The organism is Sphaerospermopsis aphanizomenoides BCCUSP55 (genome assembly GCF_001586785.1).
In the GTDB taxonomy this organism is placed as follows: domain Bacteria; phylum Cyanobacteriota; class Cyanobacteriia; order Cyanobacteriales; family Nostocaceae; genus Sphaerospermopsis_A; species Sphaerospermopsis_A aphanizomenoides_A.
The window spans coordinates 34,260-47,218 of sequence record NZ_LUFH02000044.1 but is presented as its reverse complement, the minus strand read 5'-3'; the positions used below and the strand labels follow the sequence as shown (position 1 = coordinate 47,218).

Below are 12,959 nucleotides of genomic sequence, written 5' to 3'. Positions count from 1 at the left end.
TGGGGTGTAGGGTGTAGGGTGTAGGGTGTAGGAGTGTAAGGGAGAAAAATTAATTCTTTCTTCTTCCTGAACTCCTGATAGCGCAGCGTGGCGTAAGCCATACTCCTGATAGCGTAGCGTGGCGTTAGCCATACTCCTGAACTCCTGAATTTCCTACTCATCAAAAATTCTTGCTGGTTGCATATCCGTTCTGTGGCGAATTTGCTAAATTGTTGTTCGTGGGTGAAACACAGAGGTTAGGAAGAAATGGGTGTCGAATCAACTACTGATGAGATTGTCAAAGTGCCTCCAAATGGGCATAAAGCTGAATTGAAAAGCCAGAAGTTAAAGAAACTTCTACCATCTCCTGCCACTACGACGACGGGAGATTTACCCCGTGTGTGGAAAATTGAGGATAGTGAAGACTTATACCGGATTGAAGGTTGGGGAAGACCTTATTTTTCGATTAATGCGGCTGGAAACGTGACAGTTTCTCCCAAGGGCGATCGCGGTGGTTCTTTAGATTTGTTTGAATTAGTCAATGCCTTAAAACAGCGTAATTTGGGACTGCCGCTGTTAATTCGCTTTTCTGATATTTTGGAAGACCGAATTGAACGTTTAAATGCTTGTTTTGCTAAAGCGATCGCTCGTTATAACTATCCCGGTGTTTATCGTGGTGTATTTCCCGTCAAATGCAACCAAGAAAGGCACTTAATTGAAGATTTGGTGCGTTTTGGCAAACCTCATCAATTTGGGCTAGAAGCAGGTTCTAAGCCAGAATTAATGATTGCTCTAGCTTTGTTAGATACTCCAGGGGCATTGTTAGTTTGCAATGGTTACAAAGACCGAGAATACATTGAAACAGCAATGTTATCCCAAAGGTTAGGACAAACGGCAATTATTGTCATTGAACAGATTGAAGAAGTTGATTTGGTAATTGCTGCTAACAAGCAATTAGGAATCAAGCCCATTTTAGGGGTACGGGCAAAATTAAGCACCCAAGGCATGGGACGGTGGGGAACTTCCACAGGCGATCGGGCTAAGTTTGGCCTGACGATTCCTGAAATTATGGAAGCAGTTGACAAATTACGGGAAGCTAATTTACTTGACTCCTTACAGTTGTTACACTTCCATATTGGTTCACAAATTTCTGCCATCAATGTGATTAAAGATGCCATCCAAGAAGCCAGTCGTATTTACGTAGAATTGGCGATGTTAGGCGCAGATATGAAATATCTGGATGTTGGTGGTGGCTTGGGTGTAGATTATGACGGTTCTCAAACCAATTTCTACGCCTCCAAAAACTACAATATGCAAAACTATGCTAATGATATTGTGGCAGAGTTAAAAGATACCTGTGCTGAACGTCAAATATCCGTACCTACACTGATTAGCGAAAGTGGCAGAGCGATCGCCTCCCATCAATCAGTCCTCATCTTTGATGTACTTAGCACCAGTGATGTCCCCCTGGAACTTCCAGATCCACCACAAGAGGGAGAATCACCAATCATTAATTATTTGTGGGAAACTTACCACTCTATTAACCAAGAAAACTATCAAGAGTTTTACCACGACGCGGCTCAATTTAAGGAAGAAGCCATTAGCCGTTTTAACTTAGGAATTTTGCGACTCAGAGAACGAGCTAAAGCCGAGCGACTTTACTGGGCTTGTTGTCGGAAAATTTTGGAAATTACCAGACAGCAGGAATACGTACCCGACGAATTGGAAGACCTAGAGAAAATCATGGCTTCCATCTACTACATCAATCTTTCTGTGTTTCAATCAGCACCCGATTGTTGGGCAATTGATCAACTATTTCCGATCATGCCCATACATAAGCTAGATCAAGAACCTACACAACGAGGAATTTTAGCAGACCTAACTTGTGATAGTGATGGTAAAATTGACCGCTTTATTGATTTGCGAGATGTCAAATCAGTTTTAGAACTGCACAAATTTAAACCTGATGAACCCTATTATTTAGGAATGTTCCTCAATGGAGCTTACCAAGAAATTATGGGTAACTTACACAACTTGTTTGGTGATACCAACGCCGTTCACATTCAACTAACACCCAAAGGCTACCAAATTGAACACGTTGTGAAGGGTGATACCATGAGCGAAGTAGTTAGCTACGTGCAGTACGACTCCGAAGACATGGTAGAAAACATCCGCCAACGTTGTGAGAAAGCCCTAGAAGAAAACCGCATCACCTTAGCAGAATCTCAGCGACTGCTACAAACTTATGAGCAAAGCCTCAGAAGATATACTTACCTGAATAGTTAGGATTGGTGCATTGGGCATTGGGCATTGGGCATAGAAAAATTAATCAACTTTTGCCTTTTGCCTTTTGCCTTTTGCCTATTCCCTATTCCCTATTCCCTATTCCCTAAATTGAATTTGTCCCTAACAATTCCGCGATCGCTTGGCGTTCAATAGGAGTATCAGCTGGTGGAGCTTGACGAGCATCTGTAATCAGCCAGTCTAACGCGGCAGCTTGAACATCAATCGCTGCTCCAGTTTTATCCACACAGTAACGTCCAAATACCAATTTATCCACCAACCGCACACCTGGTCCCAAACGCGACCATTCAAAAATCACGCTGTTGTCTACAGTTGCACCACTACAAATCCAGCAATTAGGACCAATCATCGCCGGACCAACTATTTTCGCACCGTCTTCAATTCTGGTCATACCACCAATGTAAACCGGGCCAGTGATATCCACCTTATCCCAGTTAACTGCTACATTTAAGCCAGTGTAAATACCAGGAGCAACTTCATTCCCAGGAATTTGCACATTTTTAATTTCTCCTAGCAATACACCGCGAATTGCTCGCCAATAATCAGGGACTTTCCCAATGTCTACCCATTCAAAATCCATCGGAATGGCATAAAAAGGTGCATTGATTTCCACCAGTTTGGGAAACAAATCACTTCCAATATCATACTCAACCCCAGAGGGAATGTAATTAAACACCTCTGGCTCAAAAATATAAATACCTGTATTGATATTAGTGCTAAGAGCTTCTTCTGTTGAGGGTTTTTCTTGGAAAGCTTTTACCCGATGATCATCATCTGTTACCACCACACCATAACTGGAAACTTCTTCCTTGGGGACAGATTTAGTAATGATAGTAGCAATTGACCCCTTAGCTTTATGCCACTTCACCGCAGCAGTTAAATCTAAATCAATCAAAGCGTCACCACATAACACCACAAAAGTATCATCAAAAAAAGGGGAAAAGTCTTGAATACGCCGCATCCCTCCAGCCGAACCAATTGCTTCTCCTACAAGTTTACCGTCATCATCAATTTTGCCTTCAAAAGAATAAGCAATCTGCACACCAAACCTTTGACCATCGCGGAAATAATTTTCTATTTCCTCAGCCAAATGGCTCACATTGACCATAATTTCGTCAAATCCATGTTGGCGCAGCAGTTCCAATAAAAACTCCATCACTGGCTTTTGCAAGATAGGAATCATTGGTTTGGGAATTATATATGTAATAGGACGTACACGAGTACCTTTACCCGCTGCGAGAATCATTGCTTTCATAAAAAACCTTACGGGAATTTGGACATCCAGTAGCTGTAGCCCTGGGAGAAAAATGGTTCACTAAATATCGGGAAGAACAGTAGGCACAAAGGTTTCAACCGAGTGTTTAGCAGGTCTTTAAGCGACCCAAGAAGAATGAATCTTCTGAAATGGGACTAGTAAAACCGACGTTCAAGCTCGTTTAAAACTAATTATGATAGTCCTCTTTCTAGCGTGACGCTGATGCGAACTGCTTGAGCCAGGGGAGTATCAACGGTCAGTTATCTTTATCAATTTACTAGGATTCTGGGTTTTGCTGACGCAAAAGTTTAGTTGATGGGATTGCAACCGCTGGCTGAAGTAGGTAAACGAATTTTGATCTCCTGGTAAAATTCTTCTTGAAATAGCTCTACTTTCGATTGAGCAGATAACAATAGTAAGGCCCAAAAAACGCTCACTATGTCACCATGTTCTGATTCATGGTACTCGCCGTTTTTATTCGGTTGCTTTGTTTTAGTCCATAACTGTACAAGTTCTTCTAGATTTAAACTTTGTTCATCTAAATTTAGATCCCTTGCGAAAAGATGCAGCACCTGTTCTAGTTCTAAAGCGACTTCTGTCAGATTTTCTTGGTGAGCTAATTCCAGCGCCTCCCGCATAGTTTGCATACTGGGCTGACGCTTAGGACGGTGAGGTTTACTAGCTTTTTCTACCCGTTTTAGCTGGTTAGCCATAATCTGCAATTGCGTGATTAACTCTTGTAGAGTCACACGGCGTTTTGACGGTGGCATTGCTGCTGGACGACGGCGCAACTGTCGCTCTAATTGCAGACGCTGGATAGGATATAATCCCCCATCTTCACCGTCTAATAGGGAATCATCAGACACATCTTCTATAATATTATCTACTGTTGACAATTGCATTAAAGTATTCGCTTTGAATAATACAAGCATTGATGCTGATAAAAAAGCCTGCCCAGATTGGGACAAGTCCGCTTCATAACCTCTTGCTGTTACCTTTGGTGTCATTAATTCTAAGTAGCGGTCAATCACCTCAATCACCTGTACATCCCAAGGATCTATTTCTCCCTTTTCTGCTTGGTCAATCAGGTGTGTAATTGTTTCTAATAGTTGGTTAGCATCCATTCATTTTATGAGAGAATAGGGGATAGTGAAGAAGCAGGGGGAGCAGGGGAAGCAGGGGAAGATGAATAACCTAATGCCCAAGGCCCTATTTATTTATTTTCACTAGATTTTGATTCATAAGTAACCGTAAAATTTGATACGTAATCATTATGTTTGTTGTTTTTAATAGCGTCAAATGTGCCTTTGATAGTACCGGCTACAGGTACAGCAACTAATGTTCCTAATAAACCCGCGATTTCAAATCCCATCAAAATAGATATAAAAATCCATAAAGGGTTGAGTCCAATAAAGTTACCGAGTAACTTGGGTGCTAAGAGATTATCCTTAATTTGCTGCATGATAATTGCCACTGTTGCGACTGGAAATGCTAACCACCAATTTTGCAGTAATACCAAAATTGTGACTAAACCAATCCCTAAAGTCGCTCCAACAAAAGGAATAAGTTCGGAAATACCAATCACAATCGCAAATAATAGGGCAAATGGTACTCTCAGAAATAGGAAAATGGGAGTGAGAACTACCACCATGAACAGTCCCAGCAATATTTGACTGAGGAAAAAGTTCTGGAAATTCAACTGTAATGATTTACTGAAGGGAGTACCAATATTAGAGGGGAGAAGATTAATTAGACCATACCATACACGATCTCCATATAGCAGCATATAAAAAGCTAACACGACTACTAAAACTACGTTCAGTAATCCTGATAAAAGTGTTCCCGCAAATCCCACCGCACCGGAAGCTATCTGTTGCACCAGGCTTTGGATATTCGCATTAATTTGAGTAGTTACTAAACTTAAATCAATATGTATGCGTTTCTGACGCGCTAATATTTGTAATTTTCCCAGGTTATCTTGACTAGAAACTAACCAGTCAGGAATTTTATTTAAAAGCTGGATTGTTTGATCAATTACCATTGGTACAAGGGTGACACCTAAAATTATTAACAAAGTTAAAGTAATGATTAAGACTATAATCACTGCGTGAGTGCGATTAATTCTAGCCTTTTCCAATAATTTAACTGGGTAATTGAGCAAAAACGCCAAAATAGCTGCAATACTCAGGATAGTAATTGGGTGCTGAAAATAACGAAACAGCATTGACAGTAGCCAGACATTAAGAGCGATAATCGGGCCACTCAGACCATAAATTAATAAAGTTTGAAGGGAAGCTGAACGGCGCATCTGATGTAATGTCTAGGCAGGTGACAGGTGACAGGTGACAGGTGACAGTGAATAATTAAATTAATTACCAATTACTAATTACCAATGGATAGAAGCATTGCTGACCTTCGCAAAGACTATACTTTGCAAGATTTGAATGAAAAAGAAGTTGACCCTAATCCTTTTATACAATTTAAATTCTGGTTTGAGCAGGCTCTAGCAGCACAATTACCTGAACCTAACGCTATGACTTTGGCTACATCTTCTCCAGATGGTAAACCCTCAGCCAGAATGGTACTGTTAAAAAATTTTGATGAACGGGGCTTTGTGTTATTTACTAACTATAATAGTAACAAAGGCCAAGAAATCGCTGCAAATCCCCATGCTGCCTTAGTTTTCTGGTGGGCGGAATTAGAACGCCAAGTGAGAATTTTGGGGACTGTAGAAAAGATTTCCTCAGAGGAGTCTGATGGTTATTTTGAGATGCGTCCACCAGGAAGTCGCTTAGGTGCATGGGCTTCTAATCAAAGTGAAGTAATTCCCAGTCGGGAAATTTTAGAAGCACAATTGCAGGAATTTCAGCGCAAATATGAAAATCAGGAAGTTCCTAGACCACCTCACTGGGGAGGTTTTCGGGTTATTCCCCAGGAAATTGAATTTTGGCAGGGACGTTCTAGCCGTTTACATGACAGGTTGCTTTATACTCGTTTGAATGATGGGGGTTGGAAGATAGAACGGTTGTCACCCTAATTTTTTGTAGCGGGCAAGATGCCCGTACCACAATTTCATAAAATACTATTGGGGTCAATTCCTAGTTCCCGTAAGATGCCCGTACCACAATTTCATAAAATACTATTGGGTGTCCAATCTGGAGAAATTAAAAAATTATTGGGTACTTCATCTTCAGCAGTAAAGGGAATATTTGACCATGTAAAAACTGCGATATCAGGAACTACTGAACGGACACCAAAACTACAACGCAACTCAGGAAAAGCATAAGCTATTTTTTCAGATTCGGTGATATCATTAATACTATTGCTTAGTCTTAATTGTAATCGGCTATGTTTTCCTTTAGGCATGGGTTTAGTGATAATTTTCCCATTGATATATTCTTTAACTGGTTTTGTTTCTGGTAGGTTGAGAAATTCTGCTAAAGTGAGGGATTGATTAATTACTAAGGAAAGAGGTTGCAGACGAAATTTTGCAATTTCATCCTCTACATCCCTAAATGTTGGTTGTCCTGATTCTCACCATCTGCATCTATCTGCGTTCATATCCTGAAAATCCTGATTCAGACAAAATACAACTTCTGAAAATTTAGATCAATCTTCAAAAACCATCCTGGACATCCTGATTCAGACTACTCTAACCGCCAAATTTTGATAGTGTTGTCCCAACTCCCACTAACCAAAGTCTGACCATCGGGACTGATAGCTAGGAACCAAACCAAGCCAGAATGACCAGTGAGGGTAGATTTCAATTCTCCTGTGGCTAAGTTCCAAATTTTGATAGTGTCGCTAACCCTATTTTTTGAGTTGTGCGATCGCTTAACCAAATTTACGGAAACTTTTTTAACTCTTAGCGTCTTAGCGTCTTAACGTCAGCTACCTTAATAATTCTTAACTTCATTTCCCCAAAAAAGCCAGATCAAGGGTTTTACCTCAAAAATTATTGAGAATAGTGTCAATAAACCCAGCGCAATTACAAGGGTCTTGACTTCTTACAGGGTCATGTTATGATGGTATTGAAAATAATCCAAGGGTTGCTTATTGCTAAAATCAGGATACCCAGGATTTTAGGAATTATCAGGATGTTGTTTGATAATAGTAGGTTTTTCTAAAAGGATTTTTTTGTCAGAATCAGGTGGTTATCTGCCTTCCCAAAATTCCCATCCAGAAAATTAAAAACCATATATATAGGCGCGCACAGATTCCCACTTATAGCATCAGTGTACAAAATTATTTACAACTTGTCAAGTCGAAAAGGAGCGATTGCGCGGAGCGTAGTCCTGGAGGCGATTAGCTACGCCAGTGCCGGAGGCAATCACTAAAATCCTGTAAATCCTCAAATCCTGGATATCCTGATTCAGACAATAAAATTCTTTTAATCCTTTAATCCTGATGCTAACAATGTATATCTCAAATAAAAACCGCCCCACACAAACAGAATAATTAATAAAGCCCCGATCCCCAATAAATTAGGAAGCCAAAAAACTACTTCAATGTGGTTTAACTCACCTGGTTTGAGTTTCCATACTAGCTGATTTCCATTTTTTTCTGGTTGGATAGCATCTGCGGTTTGTGGAATATTCTTCATTCCCCAAGGTGTCTGCAAGCTAAAATCTAAATTAATAATTGAACCTGTACCTGTTAACCCAGTTGCTTTGCTGGTAAGTGCAGAAAGAGAACGCAAATCTAAATCATATATTAAATGATTTCTCGATAAAAGTAAAAAGTTATTATCCTTTACGATTAAGTTGGAAGCAATTGTTGGTATTTCTGAATCTTCAGAGACTGTCTGGGATTTTTGAGAAATGCGATAATTAAAAAAACCACTAAATTTGTCTTGCAACTCTTGACTGTTAGTAAAGGGAATTTTCACAATTACTTCTTCTGGAGAAATGCGCTTTGCTGAACCTGCTAATTTCCGCGCTCTATTTTCTAAACTATTTAACCAATCGTAAACATAATCACCACTAAAACTAGTTAAGTTTTCAGATAGTTTAATATGCTGTACAAATTCACCATTATTAGTGTTATTAAAGTCAATTCCTAAATCATATTGAACACAACCTGATAATATTAAAGATGTACATATTATCAAAAATGAAAAAATATGTATTGGCAATGGCAAACTTCTTTTAAAACCTAATTTAAATAAATTTATGAATCTCAACTTAAATACTTTTTTGGAAAAATTAGCTATGTTCATAAATTTTATTCTCCATTCACCTCTTTACTGTCATCTGTCATACCAATTTTCTGTGAGGCTGCATAGAATTATTACATCTATTAATCAATCTTTATCTGTGTTCATCGGCGTTCATCAGCGTTCAATTATTCTGAATATTTTCTTCTATTTGGTATCATCTACTTAAAAACTTAACCAACCTAGATAGAAAATTGTTAACCCAACAGCAATTAAAGCTACCCAGATAAAACGATTATCCTTTGTATTGACTTGACTGAGATCAACATATTCTGGTTCTTTCAACTTCTGTGGAGAGGTAGATTTTTTAGACTTGGCCGTGACAAATTTTTTGGAGTCGTTATCAGCAATTGTGCCAAAATCTGGAATTTCCGTCATCCACTCTTTTGGTCTTTTCAGCTTAGGAGCTTTTAAAATATAGACCAATCTCTTAGCTTGTGACCTAGTTTCGTAATGGGGATGACGGGAGAGTTGTTGACAAAGTGCGATCGCATCTTCAGAACGTCCAGCAGCTTCATAAGCATTCACCAACCAAATATCTACTTCACCGGCGAAGCGTGTATTCTTGGCTAATAACGCACTAGCTTGTTCTAAATTATCCACTGCTTGACGATATTGTCCATTTTCAAAGGCATTTTTTCCAGCTTGGTAACGAGATTGAGCAATTTCTATACTTTCTGTAGTCATGAGTCAGTTGTCAGTTGTCAGTTGTCAGTGGGAAAAGGCAAAAGACAAAAGGTAGAATGTTAATTTCCCCAGTCCCCAATCACCAATCACCAATCCCCAATTACTAAAATTATGATTTAAACTGAGAACCGAGAATCATTGTGCCAATCCCTACATCTGTAAAGATTTCTAACAGTAAGGCGTGGGGAATGCGACCATCAATGATGTGTGCTGCTTTAACTCCTTGAGCGAGCGATCGCACACAGCAATTTACTTTAGGAATCATACCCCCACTAACTATTCCATCGTTAATCAATTGACGAGCTTCTGGAATATCTACTTTGGGAATTAGGGTAGATGGATCTTTGTAATTTTTTAATATGCCTCTGGTATCAGTCAGTAAAATTAACTTCTCTGCTCCTAATGCAGCCGCTATTTCCCCAGCTACAGTATCAGCATTAATGTTATATGCTTGTCCATTATCGTCAGCAGCAACACTAGAAACTACGGGAATATAGCCATTACTAGCTAAAGTTTCTAATATCTTGATGTTAACATTACTAACTTCCCCAACAAAACCGATACCTTCATCACCTTGGGGACGAGCAGTAATTAAGTGTCCATCTTTACCACAAAGTCCCACAGCCTTACCACCAGCTTGGTTAATTAAAGCGACAATTTCTTTATTCACACGACCGACTAACACCATTTCTACCACATCCATTGTCGGTGCATCAGTAACGCGCAAACCATTCTTAAACTGTGCTTCAATTCCCAGTTTATCCAACCAACTGTTAATTTCTGGGCCACCACCATGTACTAAAATTGGTCGCAGGCCGACGCAGGATAGAAATACGATATCGCGGATAACTTTATCTTTGAGGGTGCTATCTTTCATAGCCGCACCTCCGTATTTGACTACAACGGTGCGACCTGCGAATTGTTGAATGTAAGGTAGTGCTTCGCTGAGGATTTCTACGCGATTCGCTTCAGCTTGCCTGATATACTCGGTATCATTCACCATCATGAAAATTTGTGCAAGACGTAGATTACCAATACATTTTAGACAAAAGCGTGCATTATCTCTTATCTACACCCTACACCCTACCCTCAGATGATTGTGAATCTTGAGTTTTGAGAACACTAGGAATTGCTTCTAGAATGCGCGTGGCAATTTGTTCTGGTGTTTCTGATGGGGTGATGGTAATGTGTAAGTCTGCTTGAGAATAAAGCGGTTGACGTTGTTGGAGGAGCGATAGCAATTTTCCTTCAGGGTCAGAATCTTGTAAAAGCGGTCTTGTATCATCCTCCGCTAGACGATTTAACAAGATTTCCACTGAGGCATCCAGCCACACTATCAACCCATGACGCAAATAGCCCCAATTTTCTTGACGGAGAATAATACCCCCACCGGTAGCTATAACCAATTTAGTATAGGCACAAACTTGACCTAAAACATCGCTTTCTAACTGTCGAAATGCTGCTTCTCCTTCGGTGGTAAATATCTCATTGATAGATTTTCCCGCAGCTTTAACTATCACATCATCAGTATCTATAAATCCATAACCAAGTTGCTGTGCTAGTAACCTTCCTACAGTCGTTTTACCAACACCCATCATGCCAATTAAATACAGGTTGACTCCTCTTAATAAGTTATTCACTAATGTCTTCACTCCCGTTAACCACCCCTAATTTTATCTGATCAACTGCACTTAGTTTCAGTAAGTAGTAGATTGAGAGTCTTTTTCTTTTAAGCGTTCAATTATATAGTCTCTCCAGACTTGACTGGGGGCTAAACTTGCTGCTTTGGTATCAATAAATGATCGTCGCTGGAGTAATTCTAGCGTTTCCAAAATTAATATTTTTCCTAATCTTGGTGACGTTCCGGGTATAATGTGAGTTGTTAAAGTTATTACAGAATTACACTCTGGATTAAGTACCAGCCAGTACATAATATATTTTTCTAACTCAGACAAGCGATTAAACTGCTGGTCTAAAATTCTGCGAATATCGCCAAAAACCGGAGTACCCTGTTTTATAAACTGATAAATACTACCACCAAATAAATCTTGAATGGTGGTGGCCACTAATTTCAAAAATAACGGATTACCAGCATACCAATCAATCAATACGTCAGATTCTGTAGAGTCTAATTTTGCCAATCCTTTAGCTTCAAGGATCTCCAAGCTTTCTATTTTGTTTAAACCAGTCAATTTTAAAGAGCGCACAGGCAGTTTTTTACCTTCTATTACCGCAATTTCTGGTAGTTTTTCCCGACTAGTTAACAATAAGCAGCTTTGATGTTGGGATTCTCCTATTCTTCTAATTAACTCACCGTAACCTTCATAACCTCGTCGATATTGAATTTCTGTCGGCAGATCAAGTTTACTGGTTGTTACAGAATTACCACTATTACTGGATAAAATCGAGTCAACATGATCGAAAACTAGCAGACAACGTACTTTGCGTAAAGCATTAATCAATTGAGAAATTTTAGTATTGAGAGTTGCGGTTGTGTCTATCTGCCAGTTTGGTGATAATGTCTGCATCAGTTCTAGTAACATTGCATCTATCTTAGGGCAGAGATGTAGCGATCGCCAAATCACAAATTCAAACTTATCTTCAACCTCTTGAGCTAACTTGACAGAAAAAGCAGTTTTCCCAATTCCACCCATCCCCAAAACTACAACCAACCGACAACCTTGTTGTACAATCCATTCTGAGACTCTGGTGAGTTCCATTTTCCTACCACAGAACCTAGTGACATCAACCGCCTCACCCCAATCTTGAATTTTTGTCACTTCCACATTCAGTAAACCAGCTTCTTGTACTTTGGTATTGTTGAGCAAAGTAGTGATTGGTTTGACTGGAAACCAATTTTTTTTATACCCTGCTTTTTCTAATAAATGAGTTACATGACTCCAATTTTTTACCTTAACTGAATATCCTGTTTGGTTACTCAGCAAATCTTCTATGTATTTATATACTCCATTAGAAAGATAAACTCTGACAGTGCTGCTATTGCGACTTTGATAAACTTTAGTTGCTATTTCCGCAGGACTACAACCACAAAGCAAACCTCTCAGCAATTTCTTTTCCACAGGTGTGAGAGCTTTTCTCTTTGCAGAAGCTAAGTCTACATACAATTTCTCTAAATCCCAATTATTTTGTGCTTCTATAAATTCTTCTTCTGTTGGTCGGGAATCTACTAACGGCATTATTGTTAATATTTTCGTGATAGCTACGTTAGCGATATACTAACGTTTATTCTATAAAGACCTGATAAACTAATGATAAATTTATAACGAATTTAATAACAGTTGTTAGGTGCATTTTTATTTATTACTTAGGTATCCTTAAACTTAACGTAAATTTCATATATCTTGTTGGAAACTTTAAGGAAATAAATTCTGTCCATATAAAAAGGTGAAATGAGTTTTACATAAAAGAGAGTTGTCAATAACACAGTGTTATAGTTCTCAAATCCTAGTGTTACGAGATAACGGGTTATCACCTACCTAGTCAGATATCTGGGAAAAG

11 protein-coding genes and 1 pseudogene are annotated in these 12,959 nt (G+C 39.1%); 2 read left to right on the top strand and 10 right to left on the bottom strand.

Features of this window, described 5'->3' with window-relative positions; all coding sequences use genetic code 11:
• Window positions 1–246: 246 nt before the first annotated feature.
• On the top strand, window positions 247–2,265 hold the full coding sequence (speA, locus tag A0J48_RS13075) for a biosynthetic arginine decarboxylase (protein ID WP_200323667.1): 2,019 nt from the start codon (window positions 247–249) through the stop codon (window positions 2,263–2,265).
• 103 nt (window positions 2,266–2,368) lie between these two features.
• Here the strand turns inward: speA and A0J48_RS13070 are convergent, their stop codons facing one another.
• The 3 genes from A0J48_RS13070 to A0J48_RS13060 form a co-directional block, all read right to left on the bottom strand.
• Window positions 2,369–3,538, bottom strand: coding sequence for a sugar phosphate nucleotidyltransferase (locus A0J48_RS13070; protein ID WP_200323665.1), 1,170 nt, complete (start codon window positions 3,536–3,538; stop codon window positions 2,369–2,371).
• 308 nt (window positions 3,539–3,846) lie between these two features.
• On the bottom strand, window positions 3,847–4,662 hold the full coding sequence (locus A0J48_RS13065) for a segregation/condensation protein A (RefSeq protein WP_200323664.1): 816 nt from the start codon (window positions 4,660–4,662) through the stop codon (window positions 3,847–3,849).
• Between the two features lie 89 nt (window positions 4,663–4,751).
• Window positions 4,752–5,846 (bottom strand): AI-2E family transporter, encoded by a 1,095-nt coding sequence (locus A0J48_RS13060; protein ID WP_200323663.1) that lies wholly within the window; start codon window positions 5,844–5,846, stop codon window positions 4,752–4,754.
• A gap of 84 nt (window positions 5,847–5,930) precedes the next feature.
• Between A0J48_RS13060 and pdxH the strand changes: the two genes are divergently transcribed.
• The gene (pdxH, locus tag A0J48_RS13055) at window positions 5,931–6,575 is read left to right on the top strand and encodes a pyridoxamine 5'-phosphate oxidase (protein WP_200323662.1); all 645 of its coding nucleotides are present in this window, start codon (window positions 5,931–5,933) and stop codon (window positions 6,573–6,575) included.
• A gap of 110 nt (window positions 6,576–6,685) precedes the next feature.
• Here pdxH and A0J48_RS13050 read toward each other — a convergent pair.
• The 7 genes and pseudogenes from A0J48_RS13050 to A0J48_RS13020 all read right to left on the bottom strand — a co-directional run.
• A pseudogene (locus A0J48_RS13050) lies at window positions 6,686–7,018 on the bottom strand (Uma2 family endonuclease); the annotation flags it as partial.
• Between the two features lie 167 nt (window positions 7,019–7,185).
• Window positions 7,186–7,305, bottom strand: a complete 120-nt coding sequence (locus tag A0J48_RS13045; protein WP_411841131.1) for a WD40 repeat domain-containing protein — start codon at window positions 7,303–7,305, stop codon at window positions 7,186–7,188.
• Between the two features lie 623 nt (window positions 7,306–7,928).
• Window positions 7,929–8,756 (bottom strand): DUF3153 domain-containing protein, encoded by an 828-nt coding sequence (locus tag A0J48_RS13040; protein ID WP_200323660.1) that lies wholly within the window; start codon window positions 8,754–8,756, stop codon window positions 7,929–7,931.
• Between the two features lie 162 nt (window positions 8,757–8,918).
• Complete coding sequence (locus A0J48_RS13035; protein WP_200323659.1) at window positions 8,919–9,440, bottom strand: tetratricopeptide repeat protein; 522 nt, start codon at window positions 9,438–9,440, stop codon at window positions 8,919–8,921.
• Window positions 9,441–9,549: 109 nt separating this feature from the next.
• On the bottom strand, window positions 9,550–10,446 hold the full coding sequence (gene argB, locus A0J48_RS13030; protein WP_200323657.1) for an acetylglutamate kinase: 897 nt from the start codon (window positions 10,444–10,446) through the stop codon (window positions 9,550–9,552).
• Between the two features lie 70 nt (window positions 10,447–10,516).
• The gene (locus A0J48_RS13025) at window positions 10,517–11,080 is read right to left on the bottom strand and encodes a shikimate kinase (protein WP_200323656.1); all 564 of its coding nucleotides are present in this window, start codon (window positions 11,078–11,080) and stop codon (window positions 10,517–10,519) included.
• A 57-nt stretch (window positions 11,081–11,137) separates the two neighbouring features.
• The gene (locus tag A0J48_RS13020; RefSeq protein ID WP_200323655.1) at window positions 11,138–12,637 is read right to left on the bottom strand and encodes a helix-turn-helix transcriptional regulator; all 1,500 of its coding nucleotides are present in this window, start codon (window positions 12,635–12,637) and stop codon (window positions 11,138–11,140) included.
• Window positions 12,638–12,959 lie beyond the last annotated feature (322 nt).